The sequence below is a fragment of the Novosphingobium aquimarinum genome, from assembly GCF_009746585.1.
In the GTDB taxonomy this organism is placed as follows: domain Bacteria; phylum Pseudomonadota; class Alphaproteobacteria; order Sphingomonadales; family Sphingomonadaceae; genus Novosphingobium; species Novosphingobium aquimarinum.
Genome location: NZ_WRPO01000024.1, coordinates 39,121 through 59,466, shown reverse-complemented (window position 1 = coordinate 59,466; position 20,346 = coordinate 39,121). Strand labels below are relative to the sequence as shown.

Here is a 20,346-nt window from a genome sequence, read left to right as displayed (position 1 = left end):
AAATTACACCAATGCCGGGGGGAGTGGCCCTCGGGCTACGCCCTCACGCCACTCCCCCCGGCATGTAACACGATGGCCTGGTTTTACGCCGCCGAATGGCCGACTTTTGCTCCGCCGTTGACATCAAGCTGAAGAAAAAGCGCGTCCAGAACGATCCCGAGATGTGGATCAGGTCGCCGGACGCCTTCGTGGCCGTCGTCGAACGGGAATTGTTCGAGGCGGCCAGGACTATCATCAGCGCACGCTCCTTCCGTTTGAGTGACGAGGAGATGCTCCAATCTCTGAGGAAGCTCTACCAACAGAAGGGTTTGTTGTCCGGCATCGTCATCGACGAATGCGAGGGGATGCCATCCAGTAGCGCCTATAGTTCCCGCTTTGGCAGCCTGCTTCGCGCCTATGGCCTCGTGGGCTTCACGCCGGATCGCGATTACCGATATGTCGAAATCAACCGCGAGCTGCGCAAGCTCCATCCCGAAATCGTCCGCGAGGTGCTCGACGGATTGCGGGCTGCGGGTAGCGACGCCTGGCAGGATCTTCAGACCGACCGGGTGATCGTCAACGGCGAGTTCAGCCTCTCGGTGGTGGTAGCCCGGTGCGTCGAGACGCCGACCGGGCTGCTGCGGTGGCATCTGCGCTTCGACACCTCGCTCGCGCCCGACATCACGATCGTCGTGCGAATGGACAGCGCCAATCGCGCGCCGTTCGACTACTACCTGTTCCCGCGTATCGACATGCTCTCCGAAAAGCTGCGGCTGGGAGAGGAGAATACGCTCGGGCTCGACGCCTATCGCTTCGACGGCCTCGAGCTTCTCTACGACATTGCCACGCCCATTCCTCTTGGGGAGGCCGCATGATGCCTGCCGTCCGTCCGAACAGGGTCGAAATGATCCCGATCTCCCGGATCACCGTTCTGAATCCACGCGCGCGCAACAAGCGTCAGCACCGGGAGATCGTGAACAACATTGAGGCCATCGGCCTGAAGCGTCCGATCACGGTGAGCCGCCGTGATGGCGCCGGGGGGCCGAGATACGATCTCGTCTGTGGCGAAGGCCGGCTGGAAGCCTTCCAGATGCTGGGTCAGACGGAGATTCCGGCCGTGGTGATCGAGGCCAGCGAGAGCGAGTGTCTCGTGATGAGCCTGGTCGAGAATATCGCGCGGCGCACCCCACGGCCCATAGACGTCATGAAAGAGATCGGCGCTCTGAGGTCTCGCGGCTATAGCGATGCCGAGATCGCCGAGAAGATCGGCGTCGGGGCGTCCTGGGTGAATATGATCGCTTCGCTTCTTGAGCGCGGCGAGGAACGGTTGGTGGCCGCGGTCGAAACCGGGCTCATTCCGATCACCTTGGCGATGGAGATTTCCAAGGCGAAGACGGAAGAGGCACAGAATCTGCTCCTTGACGCCTATGAGACCGGCAAGCTCAGGGGCAAGAAGCTGGCCGCCGTCCGCCGCCTGCTCGACATGCGGATGCGAAGCCAGCGCAAGGGAGGTTTGCCCGCCGGTCGGTTGGGTCGGAAAGGCACCGGGGTCCGCCGAATGACGGCCGCCGATCTCATGCAGGTCTATCAGCGTGAGGCGGAAAAGCAGCGCCTGCTCGTCAAGAAGTCGGATTTCACGCAGACCCGCCTGCTGTTCGTCGTCGAGGCGCTGAAGGATCTGCTCGCCAACGACGGCTTCATCAATCTGCTGAGAGCGGAAGGGCTGGCGACCATGCCTCGGGCGCTCAAAGTCCGCGTTTCGGGAGGCGATCATGGCTGATGAACCGAGGGGCCGGGAGGATGGGCGTATTCATCTCGCCTTCGACCGAGACTTCCTGACAATTCCTGTCGCGGCGATCGTTCCGCTCAAGACGTTGCCGAACGGCGCCAAGGCGAGCCGGTCCTATTCGCAGGTTCTAAGTTCCATCAAGGCGATCGGTCTGATCGAAGCGCCCGTCGTTATGGCGGATGAAAAGAACCCCGGAACCTGGTTTCTCCTGGATGGCCACCTTCGGCTGGAAGCGCTGAAGGAACTCGGCATCGCTGAGGTGGAGTGCCTGCTCGCCTCTGACGACGACACCTATACCTACAACAAGCGCGTCAACCGCATCCCGCCGATCCAGGAGCACCGGATGATTGCGCGCGCGATGGATCGAGGCGTGTCATCCGCCGACATCGCCGCGGCCCTGAACCTCCAGGTCGAGTCAGTGCTGCGGCGTTTCCGGCTGCTGGAAGGGATCAGCCCCGAGGCGGCCGAGATGCTGAAAGACACGCCTTGCTCGATGAAGGTGTTCGACATTCTGCGTCAGATGACAGCCGTGCGGCAGATCGAAGCCGCCGATCTGATGATCGGCCAGAACAATTTCACGGTCATGTTTGCCCGCGCGTTGCGCGCGGCGACATCCGAAAACCAGCTTGCCGCCACCAAGAGGGGAAAGGGCGGCGGCAAGCCGACGCCCTCGGGTCAACAGATCGCCCGGATGGAGCGGGAACTGGCGGCGCTCCAGACGCAGGTCAAGTCGGTCGAGGAAACCTACGGCATCGACAATCTGCATTTGACCGTCGCGCGTGGATACGTCGCCAAGCTCCTTGCGAACAATCGCGTGGTCCGTTGGTTGGCGACCCATCAGCAGGACTATCTCAGCGAGTTTCAGAAGATCGCCGAGATCGACACGCTCGGCCCGATCGCGGAAACGCCGAGCGCCTGAGTCAGATATGGGGACCCGGACCCGATAAGCGCGGGGACCATGGGAGAAGCCGCACCGTGGGGCGGATCAAGCATGGCGGTGGGAATGGCGGCGAACCCGCATGAGGCCTACCAGGCTGGCCGTCATATGGTCCAGCCGCATGAGGGGCGGTTCGCCTCGCATGAACCGAAGGCGGGCGGGCGCGTCGGGGGCGCCAACCGGCGCGCCCGCCATTTGTGCTGAGCGATCAAGCTCGATCCATGGCGCTTTGCTCAATTCGCTTCGGGGCGCGGCACTGCACACGATTCCTGTCGTCCCACGCCTCAAGCTCGTCGATCCGGTAGAGCACCGCTTTGCCGATTTTTACGAACGACGGCCCGATCTTCATCGCACGCCAGTTCCGAAGGGTGCCGACGGAAACGCTGCCACGATAGCGTTCGGCCACCTCTTCCGGCGTGAGGAATGTGGTCTCTGACATACGCCCTCCTTCGGCAGGAGACCTGCCGCTGATGATCGTTGATGGTCGAGCGCGAGACGCATTTCGTAATGCGTTGGTCATTCAGAGGCACCGACACGCTGGCCGAGCTTCGATGGCGCACGCTCCTGCACGACCGAACATGAGCGCGCGGAAGTGGCCAGGGAAGTATCAATCGTCAGGCGTAGGGAAGGCGGATGGTGGGGGATAAAAATAGGCGGGGATGCGGAGTGGTCTTCCCACTCGCAAAGGGCATTTGGAGCCAGGCGCGGTGAGGTCATCACGCTGACCTGTCGAACACCTCTGGCTCAAGCCGAATTTGCAGGTCTGCAAGCAGGTTGGAGTCCATGCCGTCGCCGGCCAGGGTTTGCAGGTAGTCGAGCAGATCGTCCTGCCGCGGTTGACCGAAGGCCAGTCGATAGACCGTGAGGCTGCGTTTGAGCCAGGCGAGTCGCGTGACTTCCCGACTGAACGGCAGCATCGGCACGCGCCGTTCGACGCGCACGGAACCTTCGTAGATCCAATAGGGGATGAGATCGGTGTCGACCGCCGCCTCGGATCGCGCGTGCTCGAACATCAGCTTCCACGGATCGTCAGGAGCCTGCCCACGGCCCCTGACGACCGCGGCCTGGCGCTCGGCCAGGTTGAGGCGCACGGCATGGCCCTTGAAGCGGTGGACGCGGCCTTCGCGCTGCTCGAGATCCACCGGGTTGCCTGGCAAGTTCCAGTGATAGACGCGATAGCAATAGGGATGGAAGTCCAGCCCTTCCTGGCCGACCGACGTGGTGGCGAGAACGAACGGCCGGAACGGTGAGTTGAAGGCGTCACGCACGCCTCCGAGCCGCGCGACGGCGCCGTCTTCGTCCTTGTAGTCGGCGAGCCGCATCGCGAAGCGTCCGCGCATCTGGAACTTGCTGATGGCGAGGGACTCTCCATCGACCTGCACGTCATCGACGTCGATCTGCGACGGGCGGATAGCGAGGGCCTGTGCCATGGCGCGAGCGACACCGATTGCGCGGTCGTCGGCTGGGCGGGCTCCGAGACCTTCGGCATCGACGAGGTAATGTGCGTATTCGTCCAGGACGGCCTGTAGGTTGTGCTGGGCGCAATAGGCCAGCACGCGGCGCCAGTAGTGATCGTCGGTATCCCGTCGCAGCAAGGCGACCGCGTCATGCTGATTGAACAGCGCCCGGAACGACCAGGCGACTTCGGCGGCGGCGCTGAGCAAGCGTGGGTCATCCCACGCCAGCTCGGGCGCGATCCGCTTGAGGGCGCGAAGCGCGCAGACGGCCGGACTGCCGAGCGCGACGTCAACCAGCAGGTCCGAAAGATCGTCGGACAAAGCGCCGATGTCGTGCGTCTTCACCGCTGCCGCCAGTTCGGCGACATGATCGTGGAAGGCGTCTTCGCTCGCCAGGGCGCGCATGCCGTGGGGCGCTTCCAGCCAGGCGCGGGATCGCGCGCCCAGCAGGTCATCGATTACGGCTGGGGCGGCCCACTCGGCGCTGTGCGCGTCCTGATGCGACACCGCGCCTTCCTTCAAAGCACCGAGGGCGGGCTTGAGGCGGTCGCCCACAGCGGAGCGCATTCCCTCCAGCGACAAGGTGGCCCTCGTTTCGCTGAACACCGCCAGCGGATCGGCCAGCTCGGCCAGCGCCGGCGAGGGATAGATCAGCAGCAGCGCGCGCAGACCCGCGAGCCGGCCGTGATCCTGCCGAAACTGCAAGGGACGCAGGCGATGCTGCTCGAAATAGCGCCGGCCGGATTCGCCGACGCCCATGCGCCGTTCGGCTTCGTAGGACAGCAGGGCTGCGATCGCATCGGGCACCATGGACCAGGACGAAAATATCAGCGCCTTGGTCAGCGGCGCCCCGGCTCGCGCCTCGCCGTAATAGGGCATGGCGGCGGGTATCCAGAGGTTCTGTTCCAGATGCTGGCCGAAGATGTCGTCCATGATCGCTCGCATGCGACCGTTGGCCGGGTCCAGCGGCGCATAGGCGTCGATGGCGTCGTGATCGAGCATGGCCGGTCGAGCCGCCTGGATTGCGGTGCGGAGCACGGCCGAAGGCGCGTCGATCTGGTCTTCCAGCAGCCGCTTCAGGCTGTAGTGGCGCATGAAGTTGAGCAGATAGGGCGAAGACTTCCAGTATTCGATGATCTCCGGCGCATCGAGCGTGCGCGCCACCTGAGAAACGGCGGATGCCTGCGCGAGGTCGGCGGGCGCGATCGAGACCGTAATGGGAGGCTCGCTCATCATGGAGTCGCGCTCGACCGTGGATGCGACCCGCTCGGTTCGGGCGATCACACGGCGCAGGCGCCGTTCGATGGTCTGGCGGGTCTCGACCGCTGAGGCATGTGACTGTGGCAGGGCATGCAAGAGGCCGCGGAAGGCCCGCATTTCACGCGCCAGCGTGGCTGCCACCTCCGGCCCCTTTTCCCGGCCGTAGAGGAAACTCAGGGTCTCAAGGAAGTCCTGATAGTGGTCGCCTTCGTCGGGCTCGTCGCCGGCGAGCGTGAGCATCCGGTAGGGTGTGGCGGAGAGCAGCAAGGTGCGGGCGGCGTGCCCGTCGCCTCCCGAGTAGTCGAACAGTTCGCGCGCGAGGATCGCCGCGTCGCTGTCGCCATGCAGCAGATCCCGAAACCGCTGGAACTCGTCCATGATGATGAGGTCGGGTTGCAGCGCATCCACGCAGGCGTGGGACAGCTTGGCGCGGAGCCGGGCGACCAGGCTGTTGCGGGGCTGTGTCATTTCTGCGGGATAGGTGTCCCGGCGGCGCGGGAAGAGTTCGCAAATCCGTTCGAGTTCCTCGAAGAGGTCGCGATCCGCCTGCACGTCGCGGCGGAAACGCTCGATGATGCGCTTGTCGACGCCTTCGAGGGTGAGGTTGTCCACAGCGCGGTTCCAACCCTCGACGCCGGCCGTGACCTGCAACAGGTTGTGCAGGCCGCGCGGGCGCGTAACGAGGTCGCGCAGGAGATGGAACAGCAAGGCGCGTTCCTGCGTCACGCCCGTCGCGGAGCGCAGATCGAAGGTTGTGCCCGGCGTCAGGCTGATGAAGTTCACCCTGTTGACGTCGAGGCCCGCCTGGTCGCGCAGTTGCAAGGGAACGAGCGTCATGCGGGTCGGCAGGGCCAGCTCGCGTCGCCCGAGGACGTTCAGCCGGTTGAGGTTCTGGGCGGCGATCGCCTGGTTCGAGCAGATGTAGAGGATGTCGATCCGCTTGGTGTTGTCCCACAGGTGTTCGATCATGCGGGCGATGACGCCGCGCGCCACCATCGTCTTCCCGAGGCCGACTTCGTCGGCGACCAGGAACTGGCGGACAGGATCGTCCTGGCCGTAGAGCCGATCGAAGACGTAGTCGACGGTGTGCCGCTGAAAGACCTTGAGGGGAGCGAGCGCCGCGTCGGCGCGAAACCGTTCATTCGGCATGCGCGGCATCCTGCGTGGCGAGCGCAATTCGGAATGTGTTCCAGAGTGCGCGGAACTCGGCCGGAATCGGATCGGTATCGTCACTGTCGCCGGTTTCCAGGCGTGCGATCAGCCGTTCGATGGCGCGAAGCTGGTCTCCGCCCCGGCAGAAGGCCCGAACCATCTCCTCGAGGATGGGCGCGTCGTCGCTTGCCGCGCGCCAGACGCCCTGACCTGACCCGTCCTGCGCCGCGAGGGCTGCGGCGAAGGGATCGCCCAATTCGGAGAGGAGCAGCCGGAGATAGCGGAAGAAGGCGTCCTTGCTGTCGATCACCCAGCGCAGGATGGCGGCGTGGCGCTCTGCGGGCAGCCCCTCCATCTTGAGCCCGGTGCTGAACAGGATCGAGACGTCTTCCGTCTCGTCCGTCAGGTGACAGGCGAGGAACCGGGTAAGGTCGACCAAGGGCATTGCGCCAAGGTCGGCGGGCTGTCCCTGTCGGAGCGGCTCCAGCACATCGCGCGCATGTCCTTCGCCCCGCGTGATCGGCCAAACTCGCAGCGCACCGAGCCCGGTAAGGGGCAGCGGTTCGGACGGGATCAGCCAGACCCGCCAGACCGGCGCGCCATCGGCGGCGTGCTCGCCGCGCTCGCAACGGAGCGTGAGGCCGCTGCGGCAAATCTCGCGCCGGGCCTGATCCAAACGAGCCTCGGCGGCTCGTTGCGCGGCATCGGCGGCTCCCGTCTCGTCGCGGACGAACGGCCGCGTCAGCCGGCCAAACCCCTTGTCGCCGAGGATTTCCTCGACGCTGCCGACCCGCGATCGCTTCCCGGTCAGGGTGGTGAAGATCTCGACATTGCTGCCGGTCAGCAGCGCCGGCCGCGTGGCGTTTCCTGAGCCGACCGTGATCGCGGTGTCCCAGCCGCGTTCGGCGATGAACGCCTTGGCATGGAGCCCTTGCAGGGCCGCTGCGTCCTCCTCCTCGCCATCTTCCGTGGCCGCCATTTCGTCGAGCACGGCCACGCGGGCAAAGCCATCGAGCGTGGCGCCGGGCACCTGGGCGAGTTCGTCGGATCGCCCGATGAAGATGGGCTTTTCGGCGCTGGCCAGACCGGCGAGCATCGACAAGGTTTGATCGTCGCAGAAGGGCGACACCACGCCCAGCCTAACGCAGGGTTCCGGGCGCCATGGCTTTCCGCCGAGGCCGTTGACGGCGAAGGAGACGCTCTGGAACGGTTCGGGCAGGCTCCATTCGGCGCGGCGCATGTCTTCGGCCAGGTCATCGACAAGCGTCTTCGTTCCGTCGGGAACGCCCACGGTCGCGAGGTCTGGGAGCTGGCGAAGGAAGTCGGCGACCGGGCGATTGACCGCTTTGGGCTGCTTGGTGATCACGCCGTCGAGGGTGGCGGCAATGTCCCATGAGCGGTCGCGCGTCAGGTTTCTGGAGAGAATGAGCAGACGCAGGCGGGCGGGGTCTTCGGGCCGCAACGGCGTGAAGCGCAGCGCCCACATCTTGGGGTGGAAGGCCCCGCCTTGAGGGGCGGCGACCTCGACGATGATGCGTTCGAGCAGCGAGCAAAGTCGGGAATGCGGCCGGGCGCTCGCCTGGATATGGCCGGCGTCGGTGAAGACGACGAGGCGACCGGCGATGCGCTCGGCGCCTTCCAGCAGCGCCAGAGGATGAGAGAGAATGTCGTCGCGGTTCTCGGCGGCGAAGAGCGCCAGACTGACCGGCACGGCGAGCGCCGTCTCGAAGTCGAGCGAGAAGGTCGTGGCGACCGCCGCGTCGAAGACATAGCCCGCTGGCGGCTGAAGATTGGCGCCGTAGAGCGTTCGCTGTTCGGGATCGAGGCTGCGCCTATTCAGCATGGGCGAGATCCCGCAGGTGGGATTTGGCCTGCGCCCAGCGGAAGCTGAGGCGGTCTGCGCCCGATGCGCCGGTCCAGCGGTCACGGACAGCGTGATTGGCGTAGCGGGACTGGCTGGTCTTGAGCCGGCGTTCGCGCTCCTCGACGAGCCGCCGCGCCGCGGGTGCCGAGATTACCTGCTCCGTCCCGGCCAGAACCAGATCGCGCCACTCGCTCACGAACCGCTTGGCGGCCGGTCGGACGGCGTGCGCCGGGTGCTCCACGACATTCCAGAAATCATCGAGCGACCACGCGCGGACGGCGCCGGTGTCGAGTTCGTCGCTCCAGGCTTCAAGCCGAGCGCGATAGTCCTCGATCCAGTCGTCGCGCTGGCGCAGCTCGCTGAGCGCGAGGTTATAGAGCAGCGCGGCGCCGTGCATCACATGGGAGAAGATTTCCCCATGCTGGACGAGGCGGCGCGCTGCGGATGGAAACGCCGACAGATGGGGGTGCGTCCAGATATAGTCGCAGTCCGCGTCGATGCCTTTGCGCGCCAGCATCGTGAGCAGTGCGGTGGGCTGGCAGGCGATCAGGCGGTCGATGAGGAATTGCGCCTCGTCGGTGGTCAGGCGGAAGACGGCGTGCTCAAGCAGGTCGCCGGGCATCTGGGGCAAGGCTGGATTCCAGACGGCGGGCGTCTGGGCGCCGGCCAGAGCGTCTTCGCCGCTGGATGCGCCGCGCGACCGGCCACGGCCCCGCAAGGCGACGAACAGACTGTCGAGCGAGCCCGGAAAGACCCGGATGCCCCACGCGCCCAGGCCAGCCCAATAGACGGAACTTGGCAACCGCTGGAGCCGTGGTCCTGCATCCCGGCCGATGATGCCGTTGGACTCACCGCCAGCTTTCAGGGCGTCGGCAAGCCGGATTTCGGTGTCGCGCGCCTCGGTGCGGAGCTGCGCTTCGGGGACTTCGCGCTTTTCCAGCGCCCGATAGAGCCAGGGAATGAACAGCATGTATCGCAGGCGCGTCTGGATCGTGCTCGTGCCCGGAAAGAGGTGATCGGCGATGGAATCCCGGATCGCCCCCAGCCCCAGCTCGTCGCGGGTCTCGCGCTCCTGAAAGAGCGCCATGATGCGCTGCGCGCGCTGCCGCTCGGCTTCATCGAAATCGATCCAGGCAAGAGACGACATGGGCTCAGGCCGCCTCGCTCTCGGTCGGCTTCGTCGGCAGGACGGGAATGACGGCGCCGGAGGTCATCAGCACGATCAGTCCGCGCTCGGCGCCGGTCATGTCGAGATAGGCCCGCACCTGCGCGCGATAGTGATCGAGCGTTCCCGTTGCCGGCGTCACATCGCTTTTCCAGTCCACGACGACTGCCGGACGGCCCTCTGCCGTCAGGGTCAGGGCATCGGCGATCCCGGCCGTTGCGGTTTCCACGCCGTCGGCCGCCTGTGCGGAATAGACGGGAAATTCGGCCAGAAGACCCGGCCGTAGGGCCGCGATGTCAGGCAGAGCCAGGGTCCGGGCCACACAGGCCGCCAGTTCCTGCGCCGACAGCCCCGTGGCCGGATCGGCGACCGGAGACTGCCCGAGGGCTCGGATGAGGTGGCCAGCCCGTTCAGTCAGGGCGGCTTCCGCTTCGAGGATTTCTCCGGTCAGCACCTCTTCCATAAGCTTGTGGAGGATCAGCCCGCGCTCGCGGCCCCCCTGCACGAGGACGGCTGCTTCCAGCTCGGGGGGCTGATCGTCGGTCGATCCCGTCCAGAGCGCGGCTTCTTCTTCCCGCAGCACGGTCCCGGCGGCGTTTTCGTCACGGCTGGGCGCGAGCCAGGTCAACCGCGTCTGCGCGGCCGCGATGGCTTCGGCTTCTGCGGCGAAGCTCGCGCGCGTCTGGGTGTTGCCCGCGCCCGCACCTGCGGCCGCGAGACCGGCAGGCAAGTGAGAGACGTCCAGGCCGGGAAGGTCGGCGAGCGACAGATCGACGAGACCGATCCAGGCCGATTTCGACGGCGTGGCGTCGAGCCGGGGCAAGATGAGGAGTTCGCGGGCGCGGGTGGCCGCGACATACCAGAGCCGGATGCGTTCGCGGTCCAGCTCCTCCTTTTCCGCCTGGCGCGCGGTTTCGTAGCCCTCGGGGACGACGCCCAGGACCGGGCAATAGAAGGTCTCGGTCTGGCGGTCGATCACGGCGCTGTCGGGCGCCATGACGCCGGTCATGGTGTTGACCGGAATGACGATCGGCCATTCCAGCCCCTTGGCCGCGTGCATGGTGAAGAGCGCGACCGCTTCCTCCTGGGCGTCGGGCCGTCCCTCGACGGCGCGGGCCTCGTCGGACCACGCCGCTGTCATCGCTTCGGCGAAGGCGCGCAAGCCGCGCACGGCGTAGCCGGTCGACAGGCTGAGATAGAGATCGACATTGGCGAGCGCGCGCTCGGCCTGGCCGCGATGGCGCTCTAGGAGGAGCGGACGGACGCGCAACACGTCCACGGCCTGCGAGAGCAGCTCGTGCGGGGTCGTGCTGTTGCCGCGCCGGGAGAGCGATTGCAGCCGCTCGATAACGTCGCGCGCAAGCGGGTGCGCGATGACGGCGGGATCGATGCTGAGATCCAGGCGCGGAATCCGATCCGGCTGTTCCTCCGAGCGGGGAAGTCCCCAGATGATGTCCAGCAGGTCTTCTTCGGTGAGTCCGACCAGAGGCCCGCGCAGCAGCGCGCCGAGCGCCAGGGTGTCGCGGCGGTCGGCCAGAACGCGGGTCAGCGCGATCAGATCCTGCACCTCCTGGCGGCGGAACAGCCCCTTGCCGGCTTGGGTCGCCACGGGGATGCCGCGGCGTTCCAGGGCTTCCTCATAGCGCCACAGCTCCGCGCCGGTTGGCGCCAGCAAGGCGATGTCGCCCGGCTGGCAGGGGCGCTCGGCGCCGCTGCGACGGTCGATGATGGGGTGGCTTTCGATCAGCCGCGCGCACAGCTCGGCGATGGCGTCGGCTTCGGCATCGCGCTGCTGTTCGGCGCTGGCCTTGCCGTTTTCGTCGGCCACGGTGATGTCGAGAGCCGCCACGCACAGGCCGCCCCGATCGTCATGGAACGGGTCGAGAGCGGTGAAGCCCGGCTGGCCATCGGCCGAGAGCACGGCCTCGAAGCGCTCGTTGACGAAGGTGAGGATCGAGGCGCAGGAGCGGAAGTTGGTGGAGATCGACAGAAGGCTGCCGGGGTCCTGGGCGCGGAAGGCGTCGCGCGCCTGCACATAGGCGCCGACGTCGGCGCCCCGGAAGCGATAGATCGCCTGCTTCGGGTCGCCGACCAGGAAGAGCGCGCCCGGCCGGATTTGGAACCGGGTCCAGTCGTCATCGCCATCGACCGGCTCGCCGCACAGCCGCCAGAAGATTTCGGTTTGCAGCGGATCGGTGTCCTGAAACTCGTCGACGAGGACATGGGCGAAACGCTGTCCCAGCGCCTGGCGCACGGCGTCGTGGTCGCGCAGCAAGTCGCGCGCGGCGAAAATCAGATCGTCGAAATCGAGCTGGGCGCTGGCGCGCTTGTGGTCGCGATAGCGTTGCAGGATCGGACGCGCTTCGTCGATCAGCGCGGCCAGGGCATGGCCGGCGACGGCCTGCGCCAACGCGACCCAAGCGTCGCAACAGGCGGTGTAGTTGGTCTCGGCGGCGTCGTTCAGCCGGTCGCCATCGGCCTTGGAGAGACCGGCCTGTTTGGCCGTGGCGGCCCATTTGCCCTTCTTGCGGTAGGAGGCGAAGGCGCCGGTCTTGGTGCAAAGATCCGGGTGGGGCCGCGCGGTCAGGAGCCGAACGAGGCCCGCGGGCGTCGCGGGATCGGGACCGTTCGCCACGGCGGTCGCCATTTCGGCCAGCCGCTCTACGATCGTCACCGTTTCCGGCTCGGCCGCCGCCGTGCCACCCATGAAGTTCGCGAAATCCGCCGTGGCCTGCCGGAACGCCGTGAGGTGGCCGCCAAGTGGTGAGACGGGCGGGGCCGTGAGCGTGGGGCGACGGCGCATATTCTCGGCGATCTTATGGATGAGCGCCACGGTCTCGCCGGGGCTGTGCAGCACCAGCTCGGCCAGGATACCGCCCTGACCGCCGGACAGGCGTTCGCGCAGCCAGCCATCGACAATCTCAAGGAAGGTGAGGTCGGCCTGGTTGCGATCCATGACGCCGGCGCCGGGATCGATGTCGGCCTCCGCCGGATAGGGCTTGATTAGGCGCTGGCAGAAGCCGTGGATGGTCGAGCAGGTGATTTCGTCGATCGCGGCGCTGGCGGCGGCGAGATTGTCGCGATGGGTCTGGGACAGCCCATCGGGCAGCGCCACGCGCAGCTCGGTCGCGATCGTGCCGGCCGAGAGATCGGCAACGAACTCGCGGACACGTGATAGCAGCTCGCTCGCGGCGAGTTCGGTGAAGGTGACGGCGGCGATGGAGCGCGGCGCGACGCCTTCGGCCAGCATGGCGGCGATGCGGCCGGCCATGACGGCGGTCTTACCTGAGCCCGCGCCGGCCTCGACCAGGATTGAGCGATCCTGGAGGCTGATCGCATCGCGGCGCGCGCCGTCGTCCTTCAGCACCTTGGACATGCTGCTCATCATTCCGCCTCCCAGACCTGAGCGACTTCGCCAAGCCGCTCCGTGGCGGCCGGCATTTTGCGTTTGCAATAGGTGGCGCTGGCGTTGGCCGGCAGGGCGAAAGCGAGGTCGTCATAGTCGCCGCCGGTATCCGGGCCAGGCAGGGCTGCGCCTCCGGCGAGACTCGACCGTGCCGCGCGCAGATAGCCCGTGATCTCCTCGAGCACGGCCTCGGGATCGTCGAGCTGGAGATCGACGGGCTCGCGCGGATAGAGCAGCGAGGCGCTGATGGCGACATCGTCGCCGAGGAGCGCCTTCACCGCGAAGGCATAGAGACAGCGCTGAAGCTCTCGCCCGCCATTGAGGCGGATGTCGCCGCGCGGCGGCCGTCCGGTCTTATAGTCCCGCACGAGGGCGCGCTTGCCGTCGCCCGAGATGTCGAGCCGGTCGATATAGCCGGCGATGTTGAAGCCCGTGTCGGGAATCGCGACCGGCGCGCTCGCATCCCAGGGCGTTTCCGCGTCGGATTTCGGCTCCAAGCCGCCGAAGGGCACCTCTCCGTAGGAGCGTGCGCCCGGCAGGACATCATCACCATAGGACAAGGCGCGGCCCGCCATCACGCGGGCGTCGTCGAGCGTGCGGGTCCAGATGAGGGCCGGCGGAACCGGACGCTCGCGTTCCCAATCGGCGGCGACGGCTTGCGCGGCCCGCGCCACCGCGGCTTCGATGGTCTCGGCGTCGGCGGAGGCAAGACCGTCTCCGGTTTCGAGGTCGCGCAAGGCGCGGTCGAGAACCAAGTGAACGAGATCGCCGATCCCGAGCGCGTCGAGCACAAGCGGTTCGGTGCTGCTCTGCGGTTCACGCCATCCGAACGCATAGACCCACACGAAACTCAGCGGATTGCGCAGCAGGCGGCGCAGCGAGCTGGCCGACTGGGTGCGGCCGAGGATGGCGAGAACGAGCGGATGATCTGCCCGCACGAGCCCGTCATGAGGAGTAATCTCGGCCTGCCGCCAGTCGCGCCAGCAGCCCTGCGCACCGACCGCTTGCGGATCGGCTGCGAACTCTTGGGGCCGGGCCATGAGGCGGTCTGTTTCGCTGAAGGCGTGCGCCGGTGTCGCGTTGCGGCGCAGATAGGTTTCGTCGCCACGCCCGGCGAGCAGAGGGCTGCGACCCAGGAGACGCCCGTCGCTGTCGCGCCGGGCGCGCGACAGAACGACGGTGTCGGCCGTCGTGGCGAGGATCGTCTCGAAGTCGCGGCGGTCGGCGAGGTTGACCGGCAGCGGGTCGAGCACCTGGGTCGGGATGATATGGTCCGGGATCAGCCGGTCCTCGGCGATCCCGCGCGGCCAGCGCGAGGAATTAAGCCCGAGGAGCCGCACGAAGCGGCGGGGCGATGCCGCGAGCGCGCTGGCCGGCATCCAGGCGACGCAGACGCACGCTTCCAGTCCGTCGTCCTGCTTCAGGATTTCCAGCGTGGCGTCGATCGAGGCGGCGGGGCCGGCGAGCAGAGCCTTGCGCCAGATCGCCAGCGCGCGGCCCTTGAGGAAGGTTTCTCCGATCTCGCTGGCGGCCTCCGATCCTTTTGCCAGGGTCTCGACCGCCGTGCGCAGCGCCGCAACGTGTTCGGCGCCGTCGGGCCAGTCTTCCGGCGTCAGCCGGGCCAGCAGGCGGTTCCAGGCGCCCGGAGTCGAGAGCGGCGCATCGGTCGGCAGCACCCGCAGCCAGCCTTCGGGCAGGGTCTCGAAAGGCCCGCTGTCTCGGCAGAGCGCCGCGAGGCGGCGCAGCCGCGACTGCGACAGGCCGCGAACCACGATGTCGGCCAGCGCCGCAGCCGCCTGGCCCTCGCGGGTGGCGACGGTGCGGATGCCATGGACGAAGTGAAGGTCGATGTTGGCGTCGGCGCGCAGGGCCAGAAAATGATCGTCATAGTCGGCGGGCGAGGCGGTCGCGATGGCGATCTCCGAAGCCGGGACGCCCGAGGCGAGCAGGCTGCGCGCCCAGCGCATCGCCTCAATGGCCTCGTGATAGGCCGTCGCCGCGCTGGCGGCGCTGATTCCCGGCGCATGCGCCGGTGCGCGCGCGACCGTGACGCCAGTGCCGTCCAGCCATGCGGGAACGCTCCTCGGGCCGGCCGTCCATCGCACGGGGATATGGGCGGTGAGTGCCTGGAGCAGCGGCCGCCAGCAAGGTGAGAGTTCGGTGAGGCCGACGATCTCCAACGGGCCGAGGACTGCCGGGGCATGATCGATACGGGCGGTTGCGGCGGTGACGATGTCGAGAGGCCGCATCATGCCGGGCGGAAGCTGGTCGAGGACGGCCGCTTCCAGGCGCGCGATGGCGGCGAGACGCGGATGATCGGCCGCGCGTGCGGCAAGATCGATGCCCGCGCGCCAGGCTTTGTGGAGCGTGTCGGCCGCCGCGTCGATCATGCCGGGAAGAGCCTTGATGCTCTCCAACTCCCCCATCGGCGTGGCAGGCAAGGCCGCCTGGATGGCCGCGCGCAGGCTCTCGTCGTCGATAGGGCGGGCGAAGCCGCCCGCCAGCCGGACGGCGGCCTGCTCGAAGGACATGATCTGGAGGCCGTGGCGACTGTCACGGCCCGCCGCCAGGCGGCTCTCCCGCATGGCGAGGCGGCCGTGAACGACTAGGGTGGATCGACTCGCGACGGCCATGGTTGCCCTCCTTTCGGGTGCTACTTCTTGTTCGGACGCTGAGTCAGCGCCGAAGCAGCCGCCGTCTTCGCGGCCTTGCTGCTGTTGGGGTTGCGCAACACCTTGGCGGCGGCACTGGCCGCCCGCTTGCTGGTGACTTCGCCCTTGGAACCGCGTTTCGGCATGCCTTGCCTCCCAATCGGTGCGCCGATCACCATTGACGAGCGCCCCTAATGGGAATAATAATTACACGGACTATGATGGATTGTCCATATAGTTTTTATGCTCATTGACGCGGGACAGAAGCGATGGCAGAGGCCGCAACGGCGTTGAAATGGGGGGTGGGGCGCCGGCTCGAGTTCATCGAGTTCCGGCTGTTCTGGGAGGGCTCGATCAACCGGGCCGACCTCGTTGAGGCGTTCGGCGTGTCGGTGCCGCAGGCGTCCAAGGATTTGACGCTCTATCAGGAGCGCGCGCCGGGAAACATGGAGTATGACACTCGCGCCAAGCGCTATGTCGCCGCCGAAAAGTTCGTTCTGCGCTTCCTCGAGCCGGACCCTTACATCTATCTCTCGCAGCTTCGTTCGGTCGCCGAAGGCGCCGTGCCCGCGAGCGATTCGTGGATCGCGGCGCTTCCCAGCGCCGATGTCGCGCTGACCCCCAGGCGGGACATCGACATCGCGGTGCTGCGCAAGATTCTCGACGCCAGCCGCGAGGGTGTCTCGATCGACGTCTTCTACCAGTCGATGAACAAGGTGCGGCCGGACCCCATTTGGCGGCGGATCACGCCGCACGCCTTCGGCTATGACGGATTCCGCTGGCACGCGCGGGCCTATTGCCATCTTGAGCACAAGTTCAAGGACTTCCTGCTGCCGCGCATCCTCGAAGTCGGTGGGAAGGGCGAGCCTGGGGAAGCCGGCGAGGGGGACTGGCTCTGGAATAACTATTTCGATGTCGTCATCGGCCCGCATCCGGGGCTTACGGCGAGCCAGAAGAAGGTCGTCGCCAAGGATTATGGGCTGGATCAGGGAAATGGTGTGCTCTCTGTCCGTTACGCGATGCTCTTCTATGTTTTGAAGCGTCTTGGTTTGCTTGGTGACGCCGCGAAACAGAGCGCCCATACGCAGCATATCGTAACGATAAACCGCAAAGAAACTGAGGCTGCGCTTGAGAAGGCGGAGTTTCAGCTATGAGAGAATCGGGGGGCGCCGGCTAATGGCGGCAAGGCTTGAGGACATAAAGAACGGAGCATCCGTGCGGGGCATTGCTTCGGCGCAGGCCGTGCATGTCATCTCGGTCGACTGGATCGGCGATCAGGCGATCAGCGTCGTTTTTCGCGATCACAATGGCACGGTGGCCGAGGCCGTTCTTTATCGGGATGACGAGCATCGGCTTGAGGTCGAGCAGAGCGGACGGCCATGGTCGTTCGACGCCGACGGCGCGTTGCTGCGTCTGGTGACGGAAGCCAACCGCATCAAGCTGGCGCACTATTTCGACCCGTATCTGGCGATCCATACGAGTCTGGTCGATCCACTGCCGCACCAGATTTCGGCGGTCTATGGCGAAATGCTGCCACGGCAGCCGCTTCGCTTCCTCCTCGCCGACGATCCCGGCGCCGGCAAGACGATCATGGCCGGGTTGCTGATGAAGGAGCTGATTGCCCGCAGCGATCTCGAACGCTGCATCGTCGTCGCGCCGGGAAGCCTGGTCGAGCAATGGCAGGACGAACTCGGCCAGAAGTTCAATCTCGAGTTCGACATCCTCTCCCGCGACATGATCGAGAACTCGCGGTCGGGCAATCCGTTCAGCGACCGGGATCGGCTGATCGTCCGCCTCGACGTGCTGGCGCGCAACGAGGAGCTTCAGGAGAAGCTCATGAGCGCGCGCGAATGGGATCTGATTATCTGCGACGAAGCGCATCGCATGTCGGCCACCTATTTCGGCGGCGAGGTCAAATACACGCGGCGCTATCAGGTCGGCCAGAAGCTCGGTCAGGTCTGCCGGCACCTGCTGTTGATGTCGGCGACGCCGCACAACGGCAAGGAAGAGGATTTCCAGCTCTTCATGGCTTTGCTCGATGGCGATCGGTTCGAGGGCCGGTTCCGCGATGGCGTCCATTATGCCGACACCGAAGACATGATGCGGCGGCTGACCAAGGAGGAACTGCTCAAGTTCGATGGCCGGCCGCTCTTCCCCGAGCGGCGGGCGCGCACCGTCAAGTATCAGCTCTCGGAAGGGGAAGCCGCGCTCTACACCGCCGTCACCGAATATGTTCGCACCGAGATGAACCGCGTGCAGCGCTTCGCCGAAGGTGATGGGAAGAAGCGCAATAATGTCGGCTTCGCCTTGCAGATTCTTCAGCGGCGTCTCGCCTCGTCGCCAGCCGCCATCTACCAGTCCCTCAAGCGTCGCCGCGAGCGGCTGGACAACGAGCTGGGCGAAGCGCGCCTTGCCGCCAAGGGCCGACGGGCCGGCGCGAGCGAACCGACAATCAACGCCGACATGCTGGGCAACATCGAGGAATATGGCCAGGAAGAGATCGACGAGCTTGAGGATCTGATCTCCACGGGCGCGACGACGGCCGAGACGGTCGAGCAGCTCGCCCTGGAAGTCGAGACGCTGAAGGGCCTGGAGACGATGGCGCTCGGCGTGCTGCGCTCGGGCGTGGATACGAAGTGGAGCCAGCTCAATCGTATCCTCGACGACGATCTGATGGTCGACGCGGCCGGCAATCGCCGCAAGCTGATCATTTTCACCGAGCCCAAGGATACGTTGCACTACCTGCTCGACAAGGTGCGGGCGCGGCTCGGCAATCCCGAGGCCGTGGAGGTGATCCACGGCGGCGTTTCGCGTGAAGAGCGGCGCAAGGTCGTCGAGCGCTTCATGCAGGACAAGGACATGCTGGTCCTGATCGCCAACGACGCGGCCGGCGAGGGTGTGAACCTTCAGCGCGGCCACCTCATGGTCAACTACGATCTGCCGTGGAACCCGAACAAGATCGAGCAGCGGTTCGGCCGCATCCACCGCATCGGCCAGACCGAGGTTTGCCACCTCTGGAATCTCGTCGCGGCGGATACCCGCGAAGGCGAGGTTTACGCGCGGTTGCTCGAAAAGCTGGAGGCTGCGCGCGAGGCGCTGGGCGGCCGTGTCTATGACGTGCTCGGTGAATTGTTCGACGGCGTCGCGCTCAAGGACTTGCTGTTCGAGGCGATCCAGTATGGCGAGCAAGAGGACGTCAAGGCGCGCCTCTTCCAGCAGGTGGATGGCGCTGTCGACCAGGCAAATCTGCTCGAGCTGCTGCGTCGCCGCGCTCTGACCAACGACACCATGCCGGAGGCGAAGGTCGAGGAACTACGGCTCGAAATGGAGCGGGCCGAGGCGCTGCGCCTACAGCCACATCACATCCAGAGCTTCTTCGTCGAGGCGTTCCAGCATCTGGGCGGCCGGATCAAGCGCCGCGGGGAAGGGCGTTGGGAAATCACTCATGTCCCGGTGCGTATCCGCGAGCGGGATCGCCAGATCGGGACCGGCGCCCCGCTTCAGACCCAATATGAGCGGATCTGCTTCGAGAAGGACAAGATCAATCAGCAGCCAGTCGCCGCCTTCGTCTGCCCCGGCCATCCGCTGCTCGAAGCGGTGATCAGCCTGATCCGCGAGCAGTATGAGCAGATCATGCGGCAGGGCGCGATCCTGGTGGACGACACCGACGCCGGCGATGGGCTGTCGGCGATTTTCCTGCTGGAGCACACGGTCCAGGACGGACGTGTCACCAGCGCCGGCAAGCCGCATGTGATTTCGCAGCGCCTCCAGTTCGCCGCGATCGACAAGACCGGAAATACCGTCAACGCTGGCATCGCACCGCATTTGAATCTGCGCCCCGCCAAACCGGAGGAGGTCGCCAGCGTGCGCGACCTTCTGGACGAGAGCTGGCTGACCACCGATCTGGAAAAGGCTGCGATCCGGTTTGCGACGGTCGAACTGGCGCAAGGCCATGTCGCCGAGGTCAAGGCGCGGCGCCTGCCCGAGATCGAAAAGGTCGAGCAGGAAGTTCGCGCCCGGCTGAAGAAAGAGATCAACTACTGGGACTCGCGCGCCTTCGAGCTGAAGGAAGAGGAGCGCGCCGGCAAGAAGACGCGCGTGAACTGGCAGAACGCGCAGCGCCGGGCCGAAGACCTGGCGGATCGGCAGAAGCGCCGCATGGACCAGCTTGAACGGGAACGGTTCATCTCATCGCAGCCGCCGCGCGTGCGCGGCGGCATGGTCGTCATCCCGCGGGGCCTGTTGGAAACACGTCAGACGTCAAGCGTCCCGGACCATTTCGCGGAAGACCCCGCTGCGCGCCGGGCGATCGAGCTGGCGGCGATGGAAGCCGTCATGGCGGCCGAGCGGGCGCTGGGCAATGAGCCGGCCGACGTCTCCGACCAGAAGATCGGCTACGACATCGCTTCCCACGATCCGAAGGCGGGGCATCTGCGCTTCATCGAGGTCAAGGGGCGGATCGACGGCGCCGACAGCGTGATGGTCACGCGACAGGAGGTCATCACCTCGCTGCACGAGCCAGATAAGTTCATTCTCGCCATCGTGTCGGTCGCCGCGGGTTCCGCCCATGCGCCGCGCTATGTGCGCGGCCCTCTGGTGGAGCGGGAACCGTCGTTCCTCGAAACCGCGATCCAGTTTGACCTCCGACGCCTGCTGGAGCGGGCGCAAGAGCCGGCATAGGGGGCG

12 protein-coding genes are annotated in these 20,346 nt (G+C 66.2%); 5 read left to right on the top strand and 7 right to left on the bottom strand.

Annotation, left to right across the window (positions count from 1 at the left end; genetic code table 11):
- Positions 1-188 precede the first annotated feature (188 nt).
- The 3 genes from GQO94_RS17795 to GQO94_RS17785 are packed head-to-tail and all read left to right on the top strand — an operon-like array spanning position 189 to position 2,687.
- On the top strand, positions 189-854 hold the full coding sequence (locus GQO94_RS17795; protein ID WP_232333003.1) for a recombinase: 666 nt from the start codon (positions 189-191) through the stop codon (positions 852-854).
- Positions 851-1,759, top strand: coding sequence for a plasmid partitioning protein RepB C-terminal domain-containing protein (locus tag GQO94_RS17790; RefSeq protein ID WP_456299633.1), 909 nt, complete (start codon positions 851-853; stop codon positions 1,757-1,759). Before GQO94_RS17795 ends, GQO94_RS17790 begins: the two co-directional genes overlap by 4 nt.
- Positions 1,752-2,687 (top strand): plasmid partitioning protein RepB C-terminal domain-containing protein, encoded by a 936-nt coding sequence (locus GQO94_RS17785; RefSeq protein WP_156842752.1) that lies wholly within the window; start codon positions 1,752-1,754, stop codon positions 2,685-2,687. Before GQO94_RS17790 ends, GQO94_RS17785 begins: the two co-directional genes overlap by 8 nt.
- Positions 2,688-2,913: 226 nt before the next feature.
- Here GQO94_RS17785 and GQO94_RS17780 read toward each other — a convergent pair whose 3' ends face one another.
- The 7 genes from GQO94_RS17780 to GQO94_RS20860 form a co-directional block, all read right to left on the bottom strand.
- Complete coding sequence (locus GQO94_RS17780) at positions 2,914-3,144, bottom strand: helix-turn-helix transcriptional regulator (RefSeq protein ID WP_036288946.1); 231 nt, start codon at positions 3,142-3,144, stop codon at positions 2,914-2,916.
- A 277-nt stretch (positions 3,145-3,421) separates the two neighbouring features.
- Complete coding sequence (locus GQO94_RS17775) at positions 3,422-6,571, bottom strand: helicase-related protein (protein WP_156842751.1); 3,150 nt, start codon at positions 6,569-6,571, stop codon at positions 3,422-3,424.
- Entirely contained in the window at positions 6,561-8,417 is a 1,857-nt protein-coding gene (locus GQO94_RS17770) for a phospholipase D family protein (RefSeq protein ID WP_156842750.1), read from the bottom strand. The genes GQO94_RS17775 and GQO94_RS17770 overlap by 11 nt, the downstream gene beginning before the upstream one ends.
- Positions 8,407-9,585, bottom strand: coding sequence for a DUF6361 family protein (locus GQO94_RS17765; protein WP_156842749.1), 1,179 nt, complete (start codon positions 9,583-9,585; stop codon positions 8,407-8,409). Before GQO94_RS17765 ends, GQO94_RS17770 begins: the two co-directional genes overlap by 11 nt.
- A gap of 4 nt (positions 9,586-9,589) precedes the next feature.
- Positions 9,590-12,979 carry a UvrD-helicase domain-containing protein gene (locus GQO94_RS17760; RefSeq protein WP_232333002.1) on the bottom strand — a complete coding sequence of 1,130 codons (3,390 nt, stop codon included), beginning with the start codon at positions 12,977-12,979 and terminating at the stop codon, positions 9,590-9,592.
- Positions 12,980-12,987: 8 nt separating this feature from the next.
- Positions 12,988-15,642: a PD-(D/E)XK nuclease family protein gene (locus tag GQO94_RS17755; protein WP_156842748.1), complete on the bottom strand. Its 2,655-nt coding sequence runs from the start codon at positions 15,640-15,642 to the stop codon at positions 12,988-12,990.
- A 20-nt stretch (positions 15,643-15,662) separates the two neighbouring features.
- Complete coding sequence (locus GQO94_RS20860; protein ID WP_165608586.1) at positions 15,663-15,806, bottom strand: hypothetical protein; 144 nt, start codon at positions 15,804-15,806, stop codon at positions 15,663-15,665.
- 123 nt (positions 15,807-15,929) lie between these two features.
- Here GQO94_RS20860 and GQO94_RS17750 point away from each other — a divergent pair, with 123 nt between their 5' ends.
- Positions 15,930-16,814 (top strand): WYL domain-containing protein, encoded by an 885-nt coding sequence (locus tag GQO94_RS17750; RefSeq protein WP_156842747.1) that lies wholly within the window; start codon positions 15,930-15,932, stop codon positions 16,812-16,814.
- 22 nt (positions 16,815-16,836) lie between these two features.
- Entirely contained in the window at positions 16,837-20,340 is a 3,504-nt protein-coding gene (locus tag GQO94_RS17745; protein ID WP_156842746.1) for a protein NO VEIN domain-containing protein, read from the top strand.
- Positions 20,341-20,346 lie beyond the last annotated feature (6 nt).